The organism is Serratia sp. OS31, assembly GCF_014164835.1.
Classification (GTDB): Bacteria; Pseudomonadota; Gammaproteobacteria; order Enterobacterales; family Enterobacteriaceae; genus Serratia; species Serratia liquefaciens_A.
Genome location: NZ_JACJFQ010000012.1, coordinates 15251 through 40375, shown reverse-complemented (window position 1 = coordinate 40375; position 25125 = coordinate 15251). Strand labels below are relative to the sequence as shown.

The window sequence follows — 25125 nt, the reverse complement described above, 5'->3', positions numbered from 1 at the left end:
GAATCATGGATCGCATTACCGCAGCTGAGGTTTTTATCACCATCGTTGACCGTGGCAGCATGATTGCCGCTGCGGAAACGTTGGAAATGTCGCGGGCGATGGTGACGCGCTACCTGGCTCAGATGGAGCAATGGGCCGGCGCGCGTTTGCTGCATCGCACTACCCGTAAGCTTAGTCTGACTGACGCCGGTGAGCGTACTCTGGAACGGTGTCGACAGATGCTGGCGCTGGCGGGTGAGATTGATTTGGTCGAAGGAGAGCAGAGCGACGAACTGCGCGGCCTGTTGCGTATTACCTGTTCGCAGTCGCTGGGCCAGACGGCGCTGGTAGGCGCGGTGGCGCAGTACCTGAAACGTCATCCGCAGGTTGCGGTGGATCTGCAAATGAATAATCGCACGGTAAATCTGGTGGAGGAGCGTATCGATCTGGCGCTGCGCATCACCAATGAGCTGGATCCCAATCTGATCGCCCGGCCGTTGTCATCCTGCGCCTCCGTGGTCTGCGCCTCCCCGGCCTATCTGGCGGCGCACGGCACCCCGCGCCACCCGCAGGATTTGGCGCTGCATAACTGCCTGACCTACTCCTACTTCGGTAAAAGCCTGTGGCATTTTGACCTTCAGGGGGTGAAATCGGCGGTCGCGGTCAGCGGCAACCTGAGCGCCAATGAGTCGGTGGTGTTGATGGCGGGCACGGTGCAGGGAGCCGGCATCTCCATGCAGCCTTATTATTCGGCGGCCCCGTTGCTGGCCAGTGGCGAACTGATTGAACTGCTGCCGGACTATCGGCCTCAGTCGATGGGGATTTACGGTATCTATACCTCACGCCGCCAGATGCCGGCGACGTTGCGAACGATGTTGGACTTCTTGGTGGAGTGGTTTGCCAGGGATCCGGACTGGCAGGCGACGCTGCGCTGATGGCGTTAACACACTAGCAACATTTTCACACATTTTTCATCATCAGCGCATTCAACCAGTTAGCGGGCCAGGCATGGCTTTTTGTGCGCAGCGGCCGTTTTGCCACTGGTTTTTACGCGGGGCGGCGTGCTATTTCTGTAACGTGAAAAGCGTGAATAAGACTTAATAATTATAGGGTTAAGCAGTTAGCCCCGCTCTTTGAACACCCTCTCTGACCCTTTTTCGCGGGCAGCCTGCCGGGCTGCCCGTCAATTTTATGTGTTTTTACCGGCCCCGCGTGCCTGACACCGGGGCTTTGTTGACTGGGAGCTTTCCGCATGCCTGTTTCTCTGCTCGCACTGGCATTAAGTGCATTCGCTATCGGCACCACCGAGTTTGTGATCATGGGGCTGCTGCCTGAAGTGGCGGGAGATCTGCAGGTCTCCATTCCTTCTGCCGGTTGGCTGATCAGCGGCTATGCCCTTGGCGTGGCTATCGGTGCACCCATCATGGCCTTGCTGACCGCGAAGCTGCCGCGCAAAAAAACGCTGTTGCTGCTGATGGTGATTTTCATCTTCGGCAATATTATGTGCGCCCTGGGGTACAGCTATGACTTCCTGATGCTGGCGCGCATTATCACCGCTTTGTGCCACGGTGCCTTCTTCGGCATCGGCGCGGTCGTTGCGGCCAATCTGGTGCCGCCAAACCGCCGGGCTTCGGCGGTGGCGTTGATGTTTACCGGTCTGACGCTGGCGAACGTGCTCGGCGTCCCGCTAGGCACGGCTTTGGGTCAGGCGCTAGGGTGGCGTTCGACGTTCTGGGCGGTGGCGGTGATTGGCGTGTTCTCTCTGCTGGCGCTATACAGCAAGCTGCCCAGCGTGAAGGATGAGGCACCGACCGATCTGAAAAAAGAGCTGGCGGCGCTGCGTGGCGGCGGTATTTGGCTGTCGTTGCTGATGACCGTGGCCTTTGCCGCATCGATGTTCGCGCTGTTTACCTATATAGCCCCGCTGTTGACCGAGGTGACCGGCGTTTCCTCCCATGGCGTCAGTTGGACGCTACTGCTGATGGGCGTTGGCCTGACGCTGGGCAATATCCTGGGCGGGCGTCTGGCGGACTGGCGCTTGCCGTTGACGCTGACCTGCACTTTCCTGGTGATTGCCTGCTTTGCGGCCTTGTTCAGCTGGACCAGCCATTCGATGGTGCCGGCAGAAATTACCCTGTTCCTGTGGGCCGCCGCGGCATTCGCCGCCGTGCCGGCGCTGCAAATCAACGTGGTGACCTACGGTAAAAAGGCCCCCAACCTGGTGTCTACGCTGAACATTGCCGCATTCAACGTCGGCAATGCCATCGGCGCCTGGGTCGGTGGTGTGGTGATCGCTCAGGGGCTGGGCTTGACCAGCGTGCCGCTGGCGGCAGCGGGGATCGCACTGCTCGGGTTGGTGCTGTGTCTGGTGACGTTCAGCCGCGCCAAGCGGCCGGCTAGCGCGTAATTACGGCGGCCAGACGGGCGGGCAGCGTTTGTGCCTGTTGCTGCAAATGTTGAGTAAAGGCCGTGACCAGCGCCGACGACGGGCGGTGCAGCGGCCGGATCAGGCTAACGGTAAAGGGCACGTCAATGCTAAACGGCCGCACGTGCACGCCGTTGTTGGCGTAGTTCAGCGCCGTTAGCGGATTGACTATCGATACCCCCACGCCCGCTTTTACCATGGCGCAGACCGACGCTGCGCTGTGGGTTTCCATCACCAGGCGGCGGTCAACGCCTTCCTCACTGAACAGCGAATCCAGCAGTTGGCGATAGCTGTCGGTGTTCGACAGGCTGATAAAGTTTTGCCCGGCAAAATCCTGCGGCGTCAGCCGCTTTTTCGCCAGCAGCGGATGCCTGGCCGGCAAGACACACACCTCGTTCAGCGTCATCAAGGTCATTCGCTCGGTGCCCGCCGGGGTCAGGGTATTTTCCGTCAGGCCCAAATCGTGGCGCTGCGCCGATAACCACTCTTCCAGCAGCGGCGACTCCTGCGGTATCACGCTGAAGCTGACTTCCGGATAGCGATCGATAAAGGGTTTGCACACCGCCGGCAGCAGCGACTGTGAAAATACCGGCAGGCAGGCAATCGAAAGCTGCGCCTGCTGAAACTGGCGGATACCGGCGGCGGCATTGACGATACGATCCAAACCGTAATAGGAACGTTGAACCTCTTCTAATAACCGCAGGCCCTGCACCGTGGGGGATAACCGCCCGCGCACCCGTTCGAACAACTGCAGTTGGATCAGTTTCTCGAAGCGCGCCAGCTCGCGGCTGACGGTGGGCTGCGATGTTTGCAGCAGCGCGGCGGCTTCGGTCAGGTTGCCGGTTGTCATCACCGCATAGAAAATTTCAATCTGGCGCAGGGTTATCGCGTGCATCGGGCGACTCCATCATGAGCAAAGCCATATCATAGATGAATAGACTATGGCTAAATAGATATTTTCCACCCGAGAAAGAGTGCGGCACTATTAATGCCATACCATTAATGCCATACCATTTTCGAACCGGGAACATCACTATGCCACGCGCACTGAACGACACTTCTACCGCTCTTAACGCCGCTAACCTGTTGGCTTTGCCAAGGCGTTTCGGTTGCCCGGTATGGGCCTATGATGCCGCAATCATCAGTGAGCGTATCAGCCAACTGCGTCATTTTGACGTGATCCGTTTTGCCCAGAAGGCCTGCTCAAATATTCATATTCTGCGCCTGATGCGCGAGCAGGGCGTCAAGGTGGACTCGGTGTCGTTAGGCGAGATTGAACGTGCGTTGCAGGCCGGTTTTCAGCCTGGCGGCGAACCCAGCGAAATCGTGTTTACCGCCGATGTGCTGGATCACGCGACTCTGGCACGCGTCAGCGAATTAAAAATCCCGGTCAACGTCGGTTCTATCGACATGCTGGAACAGCTGGGGCAGGTCTCTGTCGGGCATCCGGTGTGGCTGCGCATCAACCCAGGTTTCGGTCACGGCCATAGCCAGAAAACCAATACCGGCGGCGAGAACAGCAAGCACGGTATTTGGTATGCCGACTTACCGCAGGCGGTGGAAAAAATTCAGCAATACGGTCTGAAGCTGATTGGCGTGCATATGCATATCGGTTCGGGCGTGGATTACCAGCATTTGGAACGCGTTTGCGATGCCATGGTGCAACAGGTGATCGACCTGGGCCAGGACATCAGTGCGATTTCTGCCGGTGGCGGTCTGTCGATCCCGTATCAGTACGGCGAAGAGGCGATTGATACCGAACACTATTTTGGCCTGTGGAACAGTGCGCGCGAGCGTATCGCTGCCCACCTGGGCCATCCGGTGAAGCTGGAGATCGAACCGGGTCGTTTCCTGATGGCGGAAGCCGGTGTGCTGGTCGCCGAGGTACGGGCAGTGAAAGACATGGGCAGCCGGCACTTTGTGCTGGTGGATGCCGGTTTTAATGATTTGATGCGTCCGGCAATGTACGGCAGCTACCACCATATTTCCCTGCTGCCGGCCGACTGTCGCGATACCGCACACCAGCCACTGCGTGAAACCGTGATTGCCGGACCGCTGTGCGAATCCGGAGACGTCTTTACCCAGCAGGCCGGTGGCGGCATTGAAACCCGCGAGCTGCCGCCGGTGCAGGTCGGCGATTATCTGGTGTTCCATGACACCGGCGCTTATGGCGCATCTATGTCTTCAAATTACAACAGCCGCCCGCTGCTGCCGGAGGTGCTGTTTGAGAACGGCGAGCCTCGTTTGATCCGCCGCCGCCAAACTATTGAAGAGCTGATTGCGTTGGAACTGATCTGATCGCTTCGGGCGCAGTTCAGTGCTGCGCCCATTTTACAACGTCATTCGCCGATGCTGGCCATTAGGGAGCTGAACTTCCAGCGACAGCGTCCCCCCCATGGCTTCGATGTAGCGCTTCAGTGAAGAGAGTTTAATTTCGCTACCACGCTTTTCCAGATTGGCGACCGAAGGCTGGCTGATGCCCAGTCGTTTCGCCAGTTCCACCTGGGACACTGCCAGTTCTTCCCGCAGCATTGCCAGCCGCAGTTCAAAAATTTCTTTGTCTGCTTTTTGCCTCGCTGCTTTAACTACGGCGGGGTCAAGCTTTTCGATCAGGTTTGCTAAAGGCTTAGCCATATGCGTTACCTCTGGGTTGCCAAATAATGTGAAAACTCACTGGCAGCGATGGGCAACAGTCGCTGATAGAAGCGTTTGTCGCCAGTTTTATCGCCGCCGCACAGTAGGACCGCTTGTCGTTGTGGGTCGAAGGCGAAGAAAACCCGAAACGGACGACCGCGATGCTGAATGCGCAACTCTTTCAGATGCTGTATTTGACCGTTGTGGTGTAGCGTATCGGCATGAGGACGCGCCAGCAAAGGGCCAAATTCCTGTAGTTTAAAGATGCCCACCAACAGGCTTTTTTGTTGATCGCTGTTTAATGATAAAAACCAGTTGTCGAATCGCTTGACGGTTACGACCTGCCACATGTCACGCTCCAAATATAGCTTTAATGCTATATAGTGTAAAGGCTATTGTGGTGACAATATGCGGCTAAGTGGCAGGCAAGGGAAATCGTAGTGGAGGAAATGCGGCGCAGCGCGCAATCAGCGACAGCGCCCGGGGGGATCAGTCGGCGTAAGGCCCGGGGAGCACCGATTCACGCAGCCGCAGTTCGCCGGTGAACGGGGTGAGTGGCTGTGTGTCTTCACCATTGATCAGACGAAAAGCCTGGCTGATGGCGGCTTCGATCATGACGTCGATCGGCAGATAAACGGTGGACAGCGCAGGCTGCAAATAGGCGGCGCTGGGCTCGTCGTCAAAGCCGAACAGTGAGACATCCTGCGGCAGGCGCTTGCCCGCATCGTGCAGCGCCTTCATCGCGCCGACCGCCATGTCGTCGTTGCAGGCGAACAGCGCGCTGAAATCGATATTCTCGGCCAGCAAACGCCGTGTGCCCTGATATCCGCTTTGCACGCTGCTGTCACCGTAGGCCACGCGGGCGTCATTGAAAGCAATATGGTGCTGCTCCAATGCTTGTTGATAACCCGCCAGCCGCGCTTGTGCGGTGGGCGTGGCGATGGGGCCGGTTATGCAGGCGATGTCGCGATGTCCCTGCCGAATAAGATAATCCACCGCATGGAAGGCCGCCTTTTGCTGTTCGAAGAACACGCAGCGTGCGCGCGCCTGTGGCAGATCCCGGTTGATCACCATGATCGGCACCGGCAGGCTGTCCAGCAGCTTCATCAGCGCAGTTTCTGACATGAAACGGGTATACAGGATGATGGCGTCACAGCGGCGATCCGCCAGCAGCTGTACCGCCTGCAGTTCATCTTCCGGCGTGTCGTGGCCGTCGGTCACAATCAGGTGTTTGCCGCTGGCCTCGATCAGCTTGGCTGCGCGACGAAGCAGGCGCCCGAAGTAGGGGCCGTCGAAATTGGACACTACCAGCCCAATGCTGTTGGAGCTTTTGTTTGCCAGCGATTGGGCAAGGAAGTTCGGACGGTAACCCAAATCGTCCATGGCCTTGAACACCGCATCGCGGGTGCTCTTTTTCACCTGGCCGGTGCCATTTAACACGCGTGAAACCGTAGCTTTGGATACCCCCGCGCGAATGGAAACATCCAACATGGTGATCATCAGTGGCTTACCCCTTTCAACATCCGCTGTGGCAAATATCGCTCAGTCTAGCATAGGCTTACCCCTTGGCTGCGTGGGATTTTTCCGCCGGGATTGTGTTGTGGCGTAACGTCCGTAGACTGATGCCAGACAATGGGAAAAGAGAGAAGAGATGACTGAGATTAAGCTTCTGGCGGATTATCCACAGCATCGCGGTCAGGTGATTGACTGGCTGTGGCAGGCGTTTGGCAGCGAAAGCAGCCGGGCATTTTTCGCCAGCGTGGTGGACAGCGGGCTGTGCGGAGCCGATTTGCCCATTACTTTTATCGCCCTGCAGGACGATAAAGTGGTTGGCACCGTCGGCTTATGGCGCTGTGACTTGATCAGCCGGCAGGATCTGACGCCATGGCTGGCGGGCCTGTATGTCGATGAAAGCCAGCGCGGCAGCGGTCTGGGGCTGCGGTTGCAGCAGCATGTGCAAGACTACGCCCGACGCACCGGCTTCAGTGAGCTTTATCTCTACAGTGACTTTAGCGGCTATTATGAGCGCCATGGCTGGCGCTACATCGGCGATGCGCTGGATTACCCCGATCGCCCGGTGCGGCTGTATCACCGGGAGTTGGTCTAGTTCTGCTCGTAAACGTTATTGATGCTGGCCACCGAATGGCGGCGCACCAGCGTCGGGCTGAACATGTTGGTGATCTCCGGCAGCGGCTGATTGTTGGCCAGCGCCAGCGCCAGTTCGGCCGCCTGGGTTGCCATGGCCACCACCGGATAGCGAATAGTGGTCAGACGTGGGCGCAGGTAGCGTGAAATCAGCACGTCATCGAAACCAATCAGCGACATCTGGCCCGGTACATCCACACTGTTGTCGCTGAGCACCGAAAGGGCGCCGGCGGCCATCGAGTCGTTGTAGCAGGTGACCGCGGTGAAGTTTTTACCGCGCCCGAGCAGCTCGGTCATCGCCTGTTCGCCGCCAATCTCGTCTGGCTCGCCGTAGGCAATCAGTTTTTCATCTACCGCAATGCCATGCTCCTGCAATGCATCGAGATAGCCCTGCAGGCGGTCCGCCGCGTCGGAAATCTGGTGGGTAGAGCAGATGATGGCAATACGCTGGTGCCCCTGTTGGATCAGGTGGCGGGTCGCCAGCCAGGCACCGTAGCGATCGTCGAGCGCCACGCAGCGCGATTCAAAGCCCGGCAGCGTGCGGTTAATCAGCACCATGCCCGGGATCTGCTGCATCCACCCGCTTAACTCACGGTCGGTCAACTTTTTGGCATGTACCACTAGTGCGGCACAACGGTGGCGTACCAGCTGTTCAATCGCCTGACGCTCTTTTTCTGCCTCGTGGTAACCGTTGCCAATCAGCAGGAAATTGTGGGTGGCGTAGGCCACCTGTTCCACGGCCTTGACCATGGCACCAAAGAAAGGATCGGACACGTCGGAAACGATCAGCCCGAGCGTTTCGGTCGATTGCTGTGCCAGCGCGCGGGCATTGGCGTTTGGGTGATACTGCAGTTGTTCCATCGCGGCCAGCACGGCGGTGCGTGAGCCTTCGCTGGCCTTGGGGGAATTGTTTATTACGCGGGATACCGTGGCCACGGAAACACCCGCCAGCCTGGCAACATCCTTTATGGTAGCCATATCTGTCATACATCCTGGGTAATCGCTTACATCCCTCAGTCTTGCGGAAAAAGCTCGGGGCTGCAAGCGCTGGCGATCGTAACTTGTGGCGGCTGTTGCAGATATGGGCAATTTACCCCGAGCTTAGACCTGCGCCGCTCAGCGATAGAGCCATTTGTGCTTTGGCGCGGCGCGTCGGCTAATGCTATTTTTGGGCATCCATTCTTGGCTGAGAACACCATGTCGATTAAACGCTTTCCGCAACTCGCTCACTGGGGCGCCTATACCGCCGTGGTTGAAGACGGCAGGCTTATCCGTTGTGAGCCGTTTGCCGACGATCCGGATCCTTCCCCAATGCTCGACTCCATCGCGCCGATGGCCTATTCCGACAAACGCATCCGCAAGCCGTCCGTGCGCCGCTCCTGGCTGCAAAAGCGTGAAGGCAGTGACCGCACGCTGCGCGGCCGGGAAGATTTTGTCGAAGTGGATTGGGAGCTGGCGCTCGACCTGGTGGCGGAAGAAAACCGGCGCGTACGCGATCGCTACGGTCCCTCCGGCCTGTTTACCGGCTCCTATGGCTGGTCATCTGCCGGGCGATTGCACCATGCTCGTTCGCTGGTGCGGCGTTTTTATTTTGGCGGCGGCGGCGGTGTCGATCAGTTGGGTAACTACAGCTGGGGGGCGGCCCAGTTTTTCCTGCCATATGTGATCGGCACTTTCACCCCATTGACCGGGCGTGTCACCAGTTGGCCCAGCGTGGTTGAGCACTGCGAGCTGTTTGTGGCCTTCGGCGGTCTGGCTTTGAAAAATGCCCAGGTATCTTCCGGCGGTGCGGCGGAACACTCGCTCAAACCCTGGCTGCAAAAGCTGGTGCAAAAAGGCACGCCAGTGATCAACATCAGCCCGATGCGTGATGACTGCCCGGAGTTTGTTAATGCCGAATGGATCCCGATTCGGCCGAATACCGACGTGGCGCTGATGCTGGCGCTGGCGTATGAAATCCAGCGTCGTGGCGCTCAGGATGAAGCCTTCCTCTATAGCCACTGCACCGGCTACAGCCAGTTGGCGGACTATCTGTGCGGCACCGACGACGGCGTAGCGAAAACGCCCGAATGGGCCAGTGCCATCACCGGCATTCCGGCGGCGCGCATCGGTTTGCTGGCGCAGCAATTGATCGGCGTGCGCAGTTTTATCACCTGTTCCTATTCGGTTCAGCGCGCACACCGCGGTGAACAACCCTACTGGATGATGATTGCACTGTCGGCGATGCTCGGCCAGGTGGGGCTGCCGGGGGGCGGTTTCTCCTTTGGACACGGTTCGATGAACGGCGTCGGCAACCCGCGGGTGGATACGCCGGGGCCGATGATGCCGGTTGGCACCAACCCTTGCGGGCTGGCCATCCCGGTGGCGCGTATCTGCGACATGCTGTTGCAGCCCGGCGGCTCTTATCAGTTCCGTGGCGAGACGCACCAATATCCGGATATTCATTTGGTGCACTGGGCCGGCGGCAACCCGTTCCATCATCACCAGCAACTCAACCGGCTGGTGGAAGGGTGGCAGAAGCCGGATACGGTGATTGTGCAGGATATCTGGTGGACGCCGGCGGCCAGGATGGCAGATATCGTGCTGCCGGTGACCACCTCGCTGGAACGTAACGATATCGGCGGTTCATCGCGCGATCGCTACGTATTGGCGATGCATCAGGCCATTGCGCCACAGCATCAGGCGCGTAACGATTTTGATATTTTCGCCGATTTGGCGGAGCGGCTCGGTTACCGTGAGCAGTTCACCGAAAACCGCGACGAGCGGGCCTGGATCGAAACTATCTATCAACAATGCGGGCAGGCGCAGGCGGGTACCGGCGTGGAATGGCCCGAGTTTGAGGATTTCTGGCGCAAAGGCTACGTTGAGCTGCCGGCACCGGCGAAAGAATTCGTGTTCTTTGACGATTTTCGCACCGATCCCCAAGCCAACCCGCTGCAAACGCCGAGCGGCAAGATCGAGTTGTTCAGCGAGAAAATCGCCGGCTATCGCTATGCCGATTTTGCTCCGCATCCACAGTGGCAGCCGCCGGTGGAATGGTTGGGGGCACCGCAGGCCAAAGAGTGGCCGCTGCACCTGATTTCCATCCAGCCGAGCGACCGCCTGCATAGCCAAATGGATCCGGCGCCGCTGGCGCAAGGCAATAAAACCGCCGGGCGAGAAACTCTGTATATGCACCCGGATGATGCGGCAGAGCGCGGTATTGAAGCGGGGGCGGAGGTGCAGGTCAGCAACGCACGCGGCAGTTGTCTGGCTGGCGTCGCGATCACCGACGGCGTTACCCGGGGTGTGGTGCTGATGGCAACCGGTGCCTGGTTTGATCCGGGTTTTGGTGCCGAGCGCCTGCAGGTGGAACAATCCGGCAACCCGAACGTGTTAACGCTGGATATCGGGACCTCACCCTTGACCCAGGGACCGAACGCCATGAGCTGCCTGGTCGAGGTGAAGCGTACGTTAAACATCCAGCCCCACGGCTAGGCGAGCTCGCGGTGGCTTGAACGGCCTTGGGGATACACCGCTGGTTACACTTTGCGCCCTAATGTTTCGATTGGCCGCTGGCTGGCTTTCGGCTCAACGGGGTAAATTAAACGTCCCAGAGGTATTGATTGGTGAGTTTCAGCAACTTGTTTGTTGAGCCCATATTAATTTGCACCAACCTACGCAGATGCGTAGGTTTTTTTTTGCCCGTTCCCCCTCCGTCCCGCCTGCGCATAATCCGATTTTGTATTTTTATTCCGCAGGACTATTTACATTTCATTGAGTTATTTCAGTACATCGCGGGAAATTTACAGCTGGTTGCATTTAGAGCAAAACTCTTGCGATTGATCGGTAGTTTCTTAATCGCCACCTCTCTAGAGTAGGTGATCCCAGAGGTATTGATTGGTGAGAAATCAGCATACTCTGTATGTTGAAGCCATTTTCAATTGCACCAACCTACGCGGATGCGTAGGTTTTTTTTTGCCTGCCATATAGTATTCTTTTCCCTACAACCATTTACGCTCATCTTGGGCAAAGGGAGAAGGGCATGATCTTTTCAATGCTGCGGGGGTTATTCCGCCTGCTGTACCGGGTACGCGTTGAGGGCGACGCCCGGCATTTCGACCAGAAAAAGCTGCTGATTACGCCCAATCACATCTCCTTCCTCGACGGTATTCTGTTGGCGCTGTTTTTGCCGATCAAACCGGTGTTTGCCGTCTACGCCAGCATAGGCGATCGTTGGTTTATGCGCTGGTTGCGGCCCTATATCGATTTCGTTTCGCTCGATCCCACCAAGCCGATGGCCATCAAACAGTTGGTGCGCATGGTCGAACAAGGGCGGCCCATCGTGGTGTTCCCCGAAGGGCGCATTACCGTGACCGGCTCACTGATGAAAATTTATGACGGCGCCGCGTTTATTGCCGCCAAATCGGGGGCGACCCTGGTGCCCATACGGCTTGATGGCGCCGAATTCAGCCCTTTCGGGCGTATGGCCGGGGTATTCAAGATCCGATGGTTCCCGCAGATCAGCATCCGTATTTTACCGCCGACGTCATTGCCGATGCCGGTCGCGCCGCGCGCCCGAGAACGCCGCATGCTGGCCGGCGATCGCTTGCACCAGATCATGATGAAGGCGCGTATGGATACTCGCGAGCCACAGACCCTGTTCCGCGCTTTGCTGGCGGCACAGCACCGTTATGGTCGGCACAAGCCGTGCATCGAGGATATTAACTTCAAGGAAGACAGCTACCAGACGCTGATCAAAAAAGCGCTGGGCGTCAGCCGTATCCTGCAGCGCTTTACCGCCGAGGGCGAACATGTCGGCATGCTATTGCCGAACGCCACCATCACCGCCGCGGCGATTTTTGGTGCATCGCTGCGCAACCGTATCCCGGCGATGCTTAACTACACTGCGGGTTCCAACGGCCTGAAAAGCGCCATGCTCGCCGCCAGTCTTAAAACCATCGTCACCTCACGCCAGTTCCTGGAAAAAGGCAAGCTGACACATTTGCCGCAGCAGGTACCGGAGGCCAACTGGGTGTATCTGGAGGATCTGAAGGATACCGTGAGCCTGGCGGACAAGCTGTGGATCCTGCGTCATCTGTTTCAGCCGGCGCGAGCCATGCTGCCGCAGCAGCCTGACGATGCGGCACTGATCTTGTTCACCTCGGGTTCGGAGGGCAACCCAAAGGGCGTGGTGCACTCCCACGCCAGCCTGCTGGCCAACGTTGAGCAGATCCGTACCATTGCCGACTTTACCCCGCGCGACCGTTTTATGTCGTCGCTGCCGCTGTTCCATTCGTTTGGTTTGACGGTCGGGCTGCTGACCCCGTTGATGACCGGCAGCCGCATCTTCCTCTACCCCAGCCCGCTGCATTACCGCGTGGTGCCGGAGCTGGTGTATGACCGTAACTGCACCGTGCTGTTCGGCACGGCCACTTTCCTCAATAACTATGCGCGTTTCGCCCATCCGTATGACTTTGCCCGGTTGCGCTATGTGGTAGCCGGTGCGGAAAAGCTGGCGGACAGCACCAAACAGATTTATCAGGACAAATACGGTATTCGCATCCTGGAAGGCTATGGTGTGACCGAATGTGCGCCGGTGGTGTCAATCAACGTGCCGCTGGCGGCCAAGGTCGGCACCGTCGGGCGTATCATGCCGAATATGGAAGCGCGTTTAATGAAAGTGCCGGGTATTGAGAACGGAGGGCGCCTGCAGCTGCGTGGGCCGAATATCATGAAAGGCTATCTGCGGGTGGAGCGTCCGGGCGAGCTGGAGCCGCCGGCGGCAGAGGATGAACAGGGCAACCTGCAGCCGGGCTGGTACGATACCGGCGATATCGTCACGCTGGACGAGCAGGGCTACTGTGTGATCCGCGGTCGGGTGAAGCGCTTTGCCAAACTGGCGGGTGAAATGGTCTCGCTGGAAAGCGTGGAGCTGCTGGCACAGCGCGTGTCGCCGGAAGGGCTGCACGCCGCCACGGTGAAAAGTGACAGCAGTAAGGGCGAGGCACTGGTCCTGTTCACTACCGATGCTAGCGTAACCCGCGATGCCTTGCTGCGGGCAGCGCGTGAATTGGGCAGCCCTGAGCTGGCGGTACCGCGTGATATTCGCCTGTTGAAAACGCTGCCGGTGCTGGGCAGCGGCAAACCGGATTTTGTGACCCTGCGTAAAATGGCTGAACAGCCGGAGACTGTCTGATGAACCCGTCGTTGAACACTGACTCACCCTTGCTTTCGCGCAGCATGATTGCGGTCATTTGCGCACAGTTTCTCTCTGCGTTCGGCGACAATGCATTGCTGTTCGCCACGCTGGCGCTGATAAAACAACAGCTTTATCCCGACTGGAGCCAGCCGATTCTGCAGATGGCGTTTGTCGCCACCTATATCATTCTCGCGCCTTTTGTCGGCCAGATTGCCGACAGCTTTGCGAAAGGCCGGGTGATGATGGTGGCCAACGGTTTGAAGCTGGCCGGCGCATTGGTGATCTGTTTCGGGCTGGATCCGTTCCTCGGCTATAGCCTGGTGGGCGTAGGCGCCGCAGCTTATTCACCGGCCAAATATGGGATTTTGGGTGAGATCACCAGCGGTGAGAAACTGGTCAAGGCCAACGGCCTGATGGAGGCCTCCACCATCGCGGCGATCCTGCTGGGCTCGGTGGCCGGCGGCATTCTGGCAGACTGGCACGTGGTCGCGGCGCTGGCGGTATGTGCGCTGGTTTACGCAGCGGCGGTGATCGCCAACCTGTATATTCCGCGCCTGCCTGCGGCACATCCTGCGGCGTCATGGACGCCACGTGCCATGACTCGCGCTTTCTTCAACGCCTGTGTGGTGCTGTGGCGCGACGGGCAAACCCGTTTCTCATTGATTGGTACCAGCCTGTTTTGGGGGGCAGGGGTCACGCTGCGCTTCCTGTTGGTGTTGTGGGTGCCGGTGGCGCTGGGTATCGCCGATAACGCCACGCCGACGTTGCTCAATGCCATGGTGGCAGTAGGGATTGTGCTTGGTGCCGGTGCCGCGGCTCGCTTCGTTACGCTCGAGACCGTGAAACGCTGTATGCCGGCCGGGATCTTGATCGGCGTAGCGGTGGCGATATTCGCGCTGCAAACCACCCTGCTTAGCGCCTATGCGGTATTGCTGATTATCGGCGTCTTGGGCGGCTTCTTTGTGGTGCCGTTGAATGCGTTGTTGCAAGAACGAGGCAAAAAATCGGTGGGGGCAGGCAACGCGATCGCGGTGCAAAACCTTGGCGAGAACACCGCCATGCTGTTGATGCTCGGGCTTTATTCGCTGGCGGTAAAAGTCAGCGTGCCGGTAGTGGGCGTGGGGATCGGTTTCGGTGTAGTTTTCGCACTGGCGATCGGCGCACTGTGGTTGTCGCAGAGACGGGCAAAATAATCAGGGGCGCTTTAGGCGCCCCTGATGACTTAGGGTGCAGGGATGGTAAAGCGGGTATGGATCTCTTCCAGCCCTTGAAGCACGTCTTCATTCAACACCAGGTCGAAACTGTCGATGTTGATTTTTAGCTGTTCCAGCGTGGTGGCGCCCAACAGGGTGCTGGCAACGAAGGGTTGCTGGCGTACAAAGGCCAGGGCCATCTGCGAGGGATCCAGTCCGTGTTTTTTGGCTAATGCGACGTATTCGGCAATTGCCAACTGCGTTTGCGGTGCCGAATAACGATTAAAGCGGCTAAACAGCGTATTTCGCGCACCGGCCGGTTTGGCGCCGTTCAAATATTTGCCGCTCAGGGTGCCGAACGCCAGGCTGGAATAGGCCAACAGTTCGACGCCTTCGTGCTGGCTGATCTCCGCCAGAGCAATCTCAAAACTGCGGTTCAACAGGCTGTAGGGGTTCTGAATTGAGACGATGCGCGGCAGCTCGTGTTTTTCAGCCAGCTGCAGGTAACGCATCACGCCCCAAGGGGTTTCGTTAGACACCCCGATATAACGAATTTTACCGGCGCGCACCTGTTCGGTAAGCGCTTCCAGCGTTTCAAGCAGGGTGACGGTAGCCTTTTCGTCGGTGTACTGATAGTTGAGCTTACCGAAGAAGTTGGTCGCGCGCTGCGGCCAATGCAACTGGTAGAGATCGAGATAATCGGTATTGAGGCGTTTCAGGCTGGCGTCCAGAGCTGCACGGATATTTTTGCGATCCAGCGCCTGTTGCGGGCGGATACTGCTGTCTGTCCCGCGCACCGGCCCGGCAATTTTGCTGGCCAGCACCAGTTTCTCACGGTTGCCGCGAGCCTTGATCCAACTGCCGATGTACTGCTCGGTCAGCCCCTGGGTTTCAGGGCGGGGCGGTACCGGGTACATCTCTGCGGTATCAATCAGGTTGATGCCAGCGGCTAATGCATAGTCGAGTTGCGCGTGGGCATCGGCTTCACTGTTCTGTTCGCCAAAGGTCATGGTGCCCAGTCCCAGCACGCTCACTTCTAAAGAACTGTGGGGAATACGGTGGTATTGCATTAACGGCCTTCCTTTCGTGTTAGCGCTTACGGGCTATACACCCGGTAAAACAGGAGCCAAACAATCTGCAAGGCGGTGATATCGCCTTTGCCGACTATAACCAAGCCGAGAAGATGGGGGAAGTGGATTCAGTGCGGGGAGGGCTATCGCGCAATACGGGGGCGATAGCCGATCGGGAAACTAGCGTTCGATGACCTGTGAAACCTGATCGCCGTTGATCTGGCGATGGTTGCCTTTTTCGTCTTTATAGCTGATCAGGCCGGTATCTTGGTCAATCTCTGGCTTGCCCTGAGTCAGGATCATATTGCCGTCTTTGGTCGCCATCACGTAATCGCTGGAGCATCCCGCCAACCCGGCGGCCATCACCAACGCAGACACTGCCATTACCCACTTTTTCATCCTGCGGATCCTCAGTTATGTATGCAAAAAGAAGCTTCTTTCAAGATTAGCAAACTATAGACGCGTCGTGTTTCGGATAAGTCCTTATCTCTGTAAGAGAAAGTGACATTGAAACTGTGCGGGGGAAACAAAAATATTAACGGGAGCGGCTTACGCTCGCTCCCGTTGGGGGATTACTCAGAGGCGGATTTTTTCTTGCTGCGCATCAGGTTGAGCGCTTCTACCGACATCGAGAAGAACATCGCAAAGTAGATGTAGCCTTTAGGTACATGCACCTGGAAGCTTTCCAGCATCAGGGTGAAGCCCACCAGGATCAAGAATGCCAGCGCCAGCATTTTCACCGAAGGATGACGGTTAACGAACTCGCCAATCGGCCGGGCGGCGAACATCATGACGCCCACGGCAATCACTACCGCTGCCATCATGATAAACAGATGATCGGACAGGCCTACCGCGGTGATCACCGAATCCAGGCTGAAAATGATATCCAGCAGCATGATCTGCACGATGGCACCGAAGAAGCCGTGCACTTTTGTGTGGTGCTCTTCGTCCGACCCTTCGATAGTTTCATGGATCTCTTTACTGGCTTTCCAAATCAGGAACAGCCCACCCAGCAGCAGGATCAGATCGCGAGCCGAAACGCTGTGGTCCATAACGCTAAACAGCGGATGGGTCAGACGGATCACCCAGGCGATAGAGGCCAACAGCCCCAGACGCATTAACATTGCGCCGGCCAGCCCGATGCGACGCGCCTTGTTCTGCTGGGCTTTCGGCAGTTTAGACACCACCAGGGAAAGGAAAATAATGTTATCAATACCCAGAATGATCTCAAGAATGGTCAGCGTACCTAACGCTAACCAGGCATTGGGATCCATAATCCATTCGAACATTGCCAAGCCACACCTTAATAAAAAGCAAAGGCTGAATTATACGCGTTTATTGATAAGGCGACACTGTTAGCTAAACACAGCCTAAACAAAAGCGATCAGATTAAGAAATGTCTTGCCAGCAGCGCGGCGGTGAAGCTTTTTTTCAGATAGAAACCGCGCGGCAAAGTGAGGATCGGCTGGCCTTGCTCGCCGATGGCTTCGGTCAGGGCTTTGCTGTTGGCCGCCTTGGGGCGCAGTTGCAGCACTTCGCCGTGCCGTGCGGTGATCCGTTCTACGTGGCCGAGCACGATCAAATCCATCAGTTCTTCCCAGTCGCGGCGCAGCATCTCTTCTTCTTCCTCATTGGGGCTCCATAATAGCGGTGATCCTATGCGCCGCTGCGCCAGCGGGATTTGCCGCTCGCCTTCCACCGGGATCCACAGCACCCGCGCCAACTTGTGGCGTACGTGGCTGCTGGCCCAAGTGACACCGCTGTTGCCGGTCAAGGGGGCTACGCAGACGAAAGTGGTTTCCAGCGGCTTGCCGGCGGCGTCTATCGGGATGGTTTTCAGCTCGATGCCCAACTCGGGGAAATCCTGTTCCGGCTTGCTGCCGGCCATGGCCCCAAGATACTGCTCCAGCAGCATGCCAACCCATCCTTTATCCCGCTTCAGATCGTTGGGAATAGGCAACTGCGCACGTGTCGCCAGTTCTCCCAACTGACAGCCGGCAAGCTGCTGCGCCCGTTCAAACAGCTGCTGTTCATTTTCGGGAGGGGGGGGCAGAGGAGATAAAAACGCCATAATGCGAGCCTGTTAAATTTGGTTGAAAAACGTACTGTATTTGTACACAGCGAACCTGGGTGGGCAAGGTCTGGGGAAAAGAATAATAGTAGCATGATTTTTCATGACTTTTTTCCCGCTACGTGACCGGGGAAAAATTCAGGGCGACGCTTGTGCACCTGAAGCCACCGACAATAAACAGGATCTTACACCTATTTATCCACAGATTTATGGGATAACCCAAATTTTTACCGATCACTGGTTCGATTTACAGCCTTGACGCAGGGGGTTTTTTGCGAAATTGTCCATTTTGTGCGTAACTCATACGGATAATCTGTGGATAAAAACGACGTTGGTGGATCTTTCGCCAGGGTAAGATCCTAAACGGATATAGATCACATTTTTGCTCTGTATAGGGTTGTTGATAAATAACTAACTTAATGTTTTTAATGGTGTAATTTTGTTTTCGTTTTTATGGCGATTTTGAGTTCACCAGAGTTTTACCGGCTTATCCCTTGAGTTCTACACACACCTATCCACAGAAAAAGTGAATAAAACCGCGTGTAAACGGCTTCACATGTTTATAACTTTGCCATTATCTGTGAGTTATCCCAATGTTATCCGGGCTGCGGTGCCGCAAAGCAGTGGTTTACCGCCTGTAGCTTGTGTGAAACAATCAGGGTATCTATGCGAATTTAAGCTTATCGAGGTAGTCCGGTGATCGATGATGATGGCTACCGCCCGAATGTTGGTATCGTAATCTGTAATCGTCAGGGGCAAGTCCTGTGGGCTCGCCGTTACGGTCAACACTCCTGGCAGTTTCCCCAAGGGGGGATCAACCCTGGTGAAACCGCAGAACAGGCCATGTACCGTGAGCTGTTCGAAGAAGTGGGGCTGAGCAAAAAGGATGTGCGTATCCTGGCCTCAACCCGCAACTGGTTGCGCTATAAATTGCCAAAACGTTTGGTGCGTTGGGACACAAAGCCGGTTTGTATCGGCCAAAAGCAGAAATGGTTTCTGTTGCAGTTAATGTGCAATGACGCTGATATCAATATGCAACGCAGCAGCACGCCGGAGTTTGACGGCTGGCGCTGGGTGAGTTTTTGGTATCCGGTGCGCCAGGTGGTGTCGTTCAAACGCGACGTTTACCGCCGGGTGATGAAAGAATTCGCCGTCACCGTGATGCCGATGCAGGAGCAGGCAGCACAGCGGCAGACCCCCGCTTATCGCCGGAAGAGAGGTTAAGTTAAGCCGACTATGCTCACGCGCTTGCGAGAAATTGTTGAGAAGGTGGCCGCGGCGGCCAGCCTGACAGATGCGCTGGATCTTTTGGTTAATGAGACCTGTCTGGCAATGGATACGGAAGTCTGTTCTATCTATCTGGCAGACAATGACCGCCGCTGTTATTACCTGATGGCGACACGCGGGTTAAAAAAACCGCGTGGGCGCACTATCGCACTGGCCTTTGATGAAGGCATCGTCGGCCTGGTTGGGCGCCGTGCGGAGCCGATAAACCTGGCGGACGCGCAGAGCCACCCCAGCTTCAAATATATTCCCCAGGTGAAGGAGGATCGGTTCCGATCCTTCCTTGGCGTGCCGATCATTCATCGCCGCCAATTGCTGGGCGTATTGGTGGTTCAGCAGCGTGAGCTGCGCCAGTTTGACGAAAGCGAAGAGTCTTTTATGGTGACGCTGGCCACGCAAATGGCCGGTATCCTTTCCCAATCGCAGCTTAACGCTCTTTTTGGCCAGTATCGCCAGACGCGCATTCGTGCGCTGGCGGCATCGCCAGGCGTGGCGGTGGCTGAAGGTTGGCAAGACAGCAGCCAGCCGTCACTCGATCAGGTTTACAAGGCCTCAACGCTCGATACCGCCAGCGAACGTGAACGCCTGACCCAGGCGCTGGAAGAAGCCGGGGCGGAGTTCCGCCGTTTCAGCAAGCGCTTTGCCGCCAGTTCGCAAAAAGAGAGCGCGGCGATTTTCGATCTTTACTCTCACCTGTTGAACGACGCTCGCCTCAAGCGCGAACTCTTCGCCGAGATCGATGCCGGCTCGGTAGCCGAATGGGCGGTGAAACAGGTGATCGAAGTCTTTGCCGCCCAGTTCGCCAGCCTGCAAGACACCTACATGCGCGAGCGCGCCAGCGATCTGCGCGCGCTCGGTCAGCGCCTTTTATTCCACCTCGACGATACCACTCAGGGCGCAACCCAGTGGCCGGCGCGTTTTGTGCTGGTGGCCGATGAACTGACCGCTACCCTGTTGGCCGAAATGCCACAGGAAAGGCTGGTAGGCGTGGTGGTCCGCGACGGTGCCGCCAACTCCCACGCGGCCATTTTGGTGCGTGCGATGGGCGTGCCGACGGTGATGGGGGCCGATATTCAACCCGCATTGCTCAGCCAGCGCCTGCTGATTGTCGATGGCTATCGCGGCGAGCTGCTGGTTGATCCGGAACCGGTGCTGGTGCAGGAATACCAGCGGTTGATCAGCGAAGAGCTGGAATTAAGCCGATTGGCGGAAGACGACGTCGAACAGCCGGCCCAGCTCAAAAGCGGCGAGCGAGTGCAGGTGATGCTCAACGCCGGTCTTAGCCCGGAACACGAGCAATTGCTAGGAGGGCGCGTCGATGGCGTCGGCCTCTACCGTACCGAAATTCCATTTATGCTGCAGAGTGGCTTCCCTTCCGAAGAGGAACAGGTCGCCCAATATCAGGGCATGTTGCAGCTCTATCCGAACAAGCCGGTGACGCTGCGCACGCTGGATATCGGCGCCGATAAGCAACTGCCTTATATGCCTATCAGCGAAGAAAACCCCTGTCTGGGTTGGCGTGGTATCCGCATTACCCTGGATCAGCCGGAAATCTTCCTGATCCAGGTGCGCGCCATGCTGCGTGCCAATGCCGGTACCGGCAATCTGGGCATTTTGCTGCCGATGATCACCAGTCTGGAAGAGATCGACGAGGCCCGACGCCTGATCGACCGCGCCGGACGGGAAGTGGAAGAGGTGTTGGGGTATGAAATTCCCAAACCCAAACTTGGCGTAATGCTGGAAGTGCCCTCGATGATCTTCCTGATCCCGCATCTGGCCGGGCGGGTGGAATTTATTTCGGTCGGCACCAACGACCTGACCCAGTACCTGTTGGCGGTGGATCGCAACAATACCCGGGTGGCGTCGCTCTACGACAGCCTGCATCCTTCCATGCTGCAGGTGCTCAAGATGATTGTCGTTCAGGCCCAGGCCGTCGGGCTGCCGGTGGGGTTGTGCGGTGAACTGGCCGGCGATCCCATGGGAGCCTTGCTGCTGGTGGGCATGGGCTACCGCAACCTGAGCATGAACGGACGTAGCGTGGCGCGTATCAAATATCTGCTGCGGCATATTGAGCTCTCCGATGCTGAAGTGCTGGCCCAGCGGGTTCTCAGTGCCCAAATGACCACCGAAGTGCGCCATCAGGTGGCGGCGTTTATGGAGCGGCGCGGCATGGGCGGGTTGATCCGCGGCGGCAAGTAACGCCGCAGGCTGACTGATTTTTTTACAGAACTTTTCCCAGCAGTCCAGTCCGGAGACGCTTAAGCTTATGCTATTATCCGCCTCCTCACTGTGTTGAAAGCAACGGAAAAAGTGCTCCTGCTGCGTTTCACCGCGTTTGGCACCTGCCGCCCCCGGATGGGGAAGAATAATAGACATGTTGTGGTGATAGATGACCAATAGCTATCTGGCGTTTCCTAAATTTGATCCGGTGATTTTCTCTATCGGCCCGGTCTCTCTGCATTGGTACGGTCTGATGTACCTGGTTGGCTTCGTTTTTGCCATGTGGCTGGCGGTGCGCCGAGCCAACAAACCGGGCAGCGGCTGGACCAAGGATGAAGTAGAGAACCTGCTGTATGCCGGTTTCCTCGGTGTGTTCATCGGTGGCCGCGTGGGCTATGTGTTGTTCTATAACCTGCCGCTGTTCCTGGATAATCCGCTCTATCTGTTCAAAGTCTGGGATGGCGGTATGTCGTTCCACGGCGGCCTGATGGGGGTTATTCTGGTGATGTTCTGGTTCGCTCGCCGTACCAAACGCACCTTCTTCCAGGTTTCTGATTTTATTGCCCCGCTGATCCCCTTCGGCCTGGGCGCCGGCCGCTTGGGCAACTTTATCAACGGCGAACTCTGGGGCCGTGTTACCACCGATACCCCATGGGCGATGTTGTTCCCAAGTTCACGAGCGGAAGACGTAGCGCTTGCCGCCGCCGATCCGCAGCTGCTGCCGATCCTGAATCAATACGGCGTGCTGCCGCGCCACCCGTCCCAGCTGTATGAACTGCTGCTTGAAGGCGTGGTGCTGTTTATCATTCTGAACCTGTTTATCCGCAAACCGCGGCCGATGGGGGCCGTCTCCGGCCTGTTCCTGATTGGTTATGGCATCTTCCGCATTATCGTCGAAGCTTTCCGCCAGCCGGATGCCCAGCTCGGCCTGTTCGACGGCGTAATCAGCATGGGGCAGATCCTGTCCGTTCCTATGGTGGTGGCCGGTATTATTATGATGATTTGGGCGTATCGTCGTCGCCCGCAGCAACAACTGTCGTGAGGAACAAATGAAACAGTATCTGGATTTGATGAACAAAGTGCTCGCCGAGGGCACCCCTAAAGCCGACCGTACCGGCACTGGCACGCTGTCGATTTTCGGCCACCAGATGCGTTTCAATTTGCAGGAAGGCTTCCCGTTGGTGACCACCAAAAAATGTCACCTGCGTTCGATCATCCATGAACTGTTGTGGTTCCTGAACGGCGACACCAACGTGGCTTACCTGAAGGAAAACAAGGTTAGCATCTGGGACGAGTGGGCCGACGAAAACGGCGACCTTGGCCCGGTGTACGGCAAACAGTGGCGTGCCTGGGGAGCCGCAGACGGCCGTCAGATCGACCAGTTGACCACGGTGCTGAACCAACTGAAACAGGATCCGGATTCACGCCGCATCATAGTCTCGGCCTGGAACGTGGGTGAGTTGGATCAGATGGCGCTGGCGCCATGCCATGCGTTCTTCCAGTTCTATGTGGCGGACGGCAAATTGTCATGCCAACTGTACCAGCGTTCGTGCGATGTGTTCCTCGGCCTGCCGTTCAACATTGCCAGCTACGCGCTGTTGGTGCATATGATGGCGCAGCAATGCGATCTGGAAGTGGGTGATTTCGTCTGGACCGGCGGCGATACCCACCTGTACAGCAACCATATGGAACAAACCCAGCTGCAGCTGACGCGTGAACCGCGTGCCTTGCCGAAGCTGGTGATCAAACGCAAACCGGCATCGCTGTTCGATTACCGTTTCGAAGATTTTGAAATCGAAGGGTACGATCCGCACCCTCCAATCAAGGCACCGGTTGCCATCTGACTTTTCCCGCATAGGTTATCCCCGAGGGCGCACAGGTTGCGCCCTTATCTTTTCCTGCCGTTCCCTCTCTGCGCACTGCATCGCATTTTGTTGTGCTTGTTCATCTATTGCATAGAAAGCCTGCGCGGTGCGCTTCAGGGCCGAAAAGCCCCCCTTTATCCTGTTGTGCGCCTGATTACACTGGCCGGCATGAACGACGAGATGAATTTTAACCCCGATGGCCAGCGCGGCATGACGCTGATAGAACTGCTGGTGGTGATTACCCTGGCGGGTCTGCTGACGGGCTGGGGCGTCAGCCACTGGCGTCATTATCAGCAGGCTTTGCGGTTGGAACACACCGCACAACAACTGCTGGCTTTTCTCAACCGGTTGCAGGCTGATGCCAATTGGCACAACCGCACGGCGCTGCTGGGGATTAAACCCGGAACGGCCTGGTGTATCGGCGAAGGTCAAACGCCTGTGAATTGCGCTGCATTCGACGATGACATCTTCAAGCCGCACTACCCTGATGTGCGGCTGGCGGGCCACACCCAAAAAGATATGGGGTTTTATGGCCTGCGCAATAACGCGCAGGCGGGGCATATGGTGCTCAGCAACGGTGCAGGCAGCCTGAGACTGGTGTTGTCTGCCAAGGGGCGGCTGCGGCTGTGCAGTGAAGGGATGAGCATAAGGGGGATTGCGCTATGTCAGCCTTAGAGCGGGGTTTTACGCTGCCGGAGGTCATGCTGGCATTAACCTTTGGCAGCCTGATTACGCTTGCTGCCGCCAAAACCTATCCGGTGTTGCGTCAGCACAGTGTCGATGTCGGCAGGCACTACCGGCTGGAATCGGTATTGCGGCAGTTGGCCTTTGGCATTGAGAAAGATCTGCGTCGAGCCGGTTTCTGCGCCGGGCAGTGCCGTGGGCAGCCGATACTGATTAGCCACCTTCCCGGAGAAGCAGCGGGCAGTTGCGTGATAGTCGCCTATGACATCAGCCGTAATGGTCGTTGGGAGGATTCCGGCGCTGATGCCGACTATTTCGGTTATCGCCTGCGTCAGGGAATGTTGGAAGGGCAGCGGGGTGTGAACCATTGTCGGGGCGGTGGCTGGGAACGCCTGCTCGATAACGACGAAGTGCGCATCGAAGCCTTCAGCATCAAGACGCATCTGGGTGACAGCGGTAAAACCTGGGCTGCGCTGGCGCTGAGTGGCCGTTCGAAAGCGGACGATGGCATACGTCGCAGCCTGGTCTGGGCGGTCAATATGGCTTCGCTGCCATGAGCGCCGGCGCAGAGCGGGGCGGCAGTACTCTGGCGGCCGTGATGATGCTGTTGGTGATGGGGCTGATGCTGTTGAATGCCCAGCACCGGCAACTGGATAGCGCTTTGCTGCTGGCGACCGACGAGAAGCGCTATTTACGGGCTTACAATCAGGCCGCTTCGGCGCTCAGTTGGGGGGTGGCCCAGACCTGGCCTCGCGGGCAACTGAGCGTCAGTGGCTGGTGGTGCCGGCAAGCCGATGCGCTACGCGCCTGCGCAAAATTATCCTCCCAGGCGGGCATTGTCCTGCTGCGTGGTGAAGCACCGATGAATGGCGCAGAGCCTTTGCGGTTATATCAACGGACCAAACCTGAGGGCGCAGCCGGAGAGATTGCGCTCAGGGCAGAAACCGGCGGGTGGCTGGATTTTTGCCCTGAAAAAAAGCAGGCGGACTGTGAGGATTAACCCAACGGATGCCTCTGACGCAACCTTATGGCGTCAGCGGGGCTTCAGCTTGCCGGAGGTCCTGATTGCCGCGTTGCTGTTCGCGGTGTCGCTGCTGGGGTTGTTACAGTATCATCAGGTGCTGTTGCAGTCGTTCCAGCGTCAGTGGCAGTATCGACAGGCGTGGTCGTTGGCGCATCAGCATCTGGAAGTGTTCGCCGCTACCGGGCGCACGGATGCCGGGCTGCCGCCACTGGCACTCGGCTGGCGGCGTGAGACCGGCTTGAGCAGCCCACAGGCTGCCTGCCAGCGATTAGTGGTAAGAATACAAACGCCCCAACGCCAGTGGGCGGAACTCAGTCGTTGGTACTGCATGCGCCAGTGATCCGGCACAT

24 protein-coding genes are annotated in these 25125 nt (G+C 57.5%); 15 read left to right on the top strand and 9 right to left on the bottom strand.

What is annotated here, in order from left to right; translation table 11 throughout:
* Nucleotides 1–5: 5 nt before the first annotated feature.
* Together H5P17_RS12195 and H5P17_RS12190 are read left to right on the top strand one after the other, a co-directional pair.
* Nucleotides 6–914, top strand: a complete 909-nt coding sequence (locus tag H5P17_RS12195; RefSeq protein ID WP_044553195.1) for a LysR family transcriptional regulator — start codon at nt 6–8, stop codon at nt 912–914.
* Nucleotides 915–1231: 317 nt separating this feature from the next.
* Nucleotides 1232–2386 (top strand): MFS transporter, encoded by a 1155-nt coding sequence (locus H5P17_RS12190; protein WP_044553194.1) that lies wholly within the window; start codon nt 1232–1234, stop codon nt 2384–2386.
* Here the strand turns inward: H5P17_RS12190 and H5P17_RS12185 are convergent.
* Complete coding sequence (locus tag H5P17_RS12185) at nt 2376–3299, bottom strand: LysR family transcriptional regulator (RefSeq protein ID WP_182823153.1); 924 nt, start codon at nt 3297–3299, stop codon at nt 2376–2378. The two genes, H5P17_RS12190 and H5P17_RS12185, sit on opposite strands and share 11 nt — an antisense overlap.
* A gap of 140 nt (nt 3300–3439) precedes the next feature.
* Between H5P17_RS12185 and lysA the strand changes: the two genes are divergently transcribed.
* Nucleotides 3440–4702 carry a diaminopimelate decarboxylase gene (lysA, locus tag H5P17_RS12180; protein WP_182823151.1) on the top strand — a complete coding sequence of 421 codons (1263 nt, stop codon included), beginning with the start codon at nt 3440–3442 and terminating at the stop codon, nt 4700–4702.
* Between the two features lie 33 nt (nt 4703–4735).
* Here lysA and H5P17_RS12175 read toward each other — a convergent pair whose 3' ends face one another.
* The 3 genes from H5P17_RS12175 to H5P17_RS12165 all read right to left on the bottom strand — a co-directional run bounded on the left by H5P17_RS12175 (nt 4736) and on the right by H5P17_RS12165 (nt 6538).
* On the bottom strand, nt 4736–5038 hold the full coding sequence (locus H5P17_RS12175; RefSeq protein WP_182823148.1) for a helix-turn-helix domain-containing protein: 303 nt from the start codon (nt 5036–5038) through the stop codon (nt 4736–4738).
* A gap of 5 nt (nt 5039–5043) precedes the next feature.
* Nucleotides 5044–5388, bottom strand: a complete 345-nt coding sequence (locus H5P17_RS12170) for a type II toxin-antitoxin system RelE/ParE family toxin (protein ID WP_182823146.1) — start codon at nt 5386–5388, stop codon at nt 5044–5046.
* A gap of 139 nt (nt 5389–5527) precedes the next feature.
* Entirely contained in the window at nt 5528–6538 is a 1011-nt protein-coding gene (locus tag H5P17_RS12165; protein ID WP_044553186.1) for a LacI family DNA-binding transcriptional regulator, read from the bottom strand.
* 151 nt (nt 6539–6689) lie between these two features.
* On the opposite strand from H5P17_RS12165, the gene H5P17_RS12160 reads away from it, so the two are divergent.
* Nucleotides 6690–7145, top strand: a complete 456-nt coding sequence (locus tag H5P17_RS12160) for a GNAT family N-acetyltransferase (RefSeq protein ID WP_182823144.1) — start codon at nt 6690–6692, stop codon at nt 7143–7145.
* On the opposite strand, the gene galR is transcribed toward H5P17_RS12160, so the two are convergent.
* The gene (gene galR, locus H5P17_RS12155; RefSeq protein WP_020828407.1) at nt 7142–8161 is read right to left on the bottom strand and encodes an HTH-type transcriptional regulator GalR; all 1020 of its coding nucleotides are present in this window, start codon (nt 8159–8161) and stop codon (nt 7142–7144) included. The two genes, H5P17_RS12160 and galR, sit on opposite strands and share 4 nt — an antisense overlap.
* Before the next feature lie 219 nt (nt 8162–8380).
* Here galR and H5P17_RS12150 point away from each other — a divergent pair, with 219 nt between their 5' ends.
* From H5P17_RS12150 to lplT, 3 genes are all read left to right on the top strand, one after another.
* Nucleotides 8381–10660, top strand: a complete 2280-nt coding sequence (locus tag H5P17_RS12150; protein WP_182823142.1) for a molybdopterin guanine dinucleotide-containing S/N-oxide reductase — start codon at nt 8381–8383, stop codon at nt 10658–10660.
* 547 nt (nt 10661–11207) lie between these two features.
* On the top strand, nt 11208–13361 hold the full coding sequence (gene aas, locus H5P17_RS12145) for a bifunctional acyl-ACP--phospholipid O-acyltransferase/long-chain-fatty-acid--ACP ligase (RefSeq protein ID WP_182823139.1): 2154 nt from the start codon (nt 11208–11210) through the stop codon (nt 13359–13361).
* Nucleotides 13361–14557, top strand: a complete 1197-nt coding sequence (gene lplT / locus H5P17_RS12140; RefSeq protein ID WP_182823138.1) for a lysophospholipid transporter LplT — start codon at nt 13361–13363, stop codon at nt 14555–14557. Before aas ends, lplT begins: the two co-directional genes overlap by 1 nt.
* A gap of 29 nt (nt 14558–14586) precedes the next feature.
* On the opposite strand, the gene H5P17_RS12135 is transcribed toward lplT, so the two are convergent.
* From H5P17_RS12135 to mutH, 4 genes are all read right to left on the bottom strand, one after another.
* Nucleotides 14587–15627, bottom strand: a complete 1041-nt coding sequence (locus H5P17_RS12135) for an NADP(H)-dependent aldo-keto reductase (RefSeq protein WP_130016958.1) — start codon at nt 15625–15627, stop codon at nt 14587–14589.
* Nucleotides 15628–15807: 180 nt separating this feature from the next.
* The gene (locus H5P17_RS12130; protein ID WP_020828402.1) at nt 15808–16026 is read right to left on the bottom strand and encodes a YgdI/YgdR family lipoprotein; all 219 of its coding nucleotides are present in this window, start codon (nt 16024–16026) and stop codon (nt 15808–15810) included.
* A 173-nt stretch (nt 16027–16199) separates the two neighbouring features.
* Nucleotides 16200–16916: a TerC family protein gene (locus H5P17_RS12125; protein WP_044553175.1), complete on the bottom strand. Its 717-nt coding sequence runs from the start codon at nt 16914–16916 to the stop codon at nt 16200–16202.
* A gap of 95 nt (nt 16917–17011) precedes the next feature.
* A complete protein-coding gene (gene mutH / locus H5P17_RS12120) occupies nt 17012–17698 on the bottom strand; it encodes a DNA mismatch repair endonuclease MutH (protein WP_182823136.1) in 687 nt (228 codons plus the stop codon).
* A 696-nt stretch (nt 17699–18394) separates the two neighbouring features.
* Here mutH and rppH point away from each other — a divergent pair.
* From rppH to H5P17_RS26640, 8 genes are all read left to right on the top strand, one after another.
* On the top strand, nt 18395–18922 hold the full coding sequence (gene rppH, locus H5P17_RS12115; protein WP_012146527.1) for an RNA pyrophosphohydrolase: 528 nt from the start codon (nt 18395–18397) through the stop codon (nt 18920–18922).
* A gap of 12 nt (nt 18923–18934) precedes the next feature.
* A complete protein-coding gene (gene ptsP, locus H5P17_RS12110) occupies nt 18935–21181 on the top strand; it encodes a phosphoenolpyruvate--protein phosphotransferase (protein WP_044553172.1) in 2247 nt (748 codons plus the stop codon).
* Between the two features lie 190 nt (nt 21182–21371).
* Nucleotides 21372–22244, top strand: a complete 873-nt coding sequence (lgt, locus tag H5P17_RS12105; protein WP_182823134.1) for a prolipoprotein diacylglyceryl transferase — start codon at nt 21372–21374, stop codon at nt 22242–22244.
* Nucleotides 22245–22251: 7 nt separating this feature from the next.
* A complete protein-coding gene (gene thyA, locus H5P17_RS12100) occupies nt 22252–23046 on the top strand; it encodes a thymidylate synthase (protein ID WP_044553168.1) in 795 nt (264 codons plus the stop codon).
* A gap of 189 nt (nt 23047–23235) precedes the next feature.
* A complete protein-coding gene (locus H5P17_RS12095; protein WP_182823276.1) occupies nt 23236–23742 on the top strand; it encodes a prepilin peptidase-dependent protein in 507 nt (168 codons plus the stop codon).
* A complete protein-coding gene (locus H5P17_RS12090; RefSeq protein WP_182823132.1) occupies nt 23730–24308 on the top strand; it encodes a prepilin peptidase-dependent protein in 579 nt (192 codons plus the stop codon). Before H5P17_RS12095 ends, H5P17_RS12090 begins: the two co-directional genes overlap by 13 nt.
* Nucleotides 24305–24751 (top strand): YgdB family protein, encoded by a 447-nt coding sequence (locus H5P17_RS12085; protein ID WP_182823130.1) that lies wholly within the window; start codon nt 24305–24307, stop codon nt 24749–24751. Before H5P17_RS12090 ends, H5P17_RS12085 begins: the two co-directional genes overlap by 4 nt.
* Entirely contained in the window at nt 24741–25115 is a 375-nt protein-coding gene (locus H5P17_RS26640) for a prepilin-type N-terminal cleavage/methylation domain-containing protein (RefSeq protein ID WP_370570038.1), read from the top strand. The genes H5P17_RS12085 and H5P17_RS26640 overlap by 11 nt, the downstream gene beginning before the upstream one ends.
* The last annotated feature ends 10 nt before the right edge of the window (nt 25116–25125 follow it).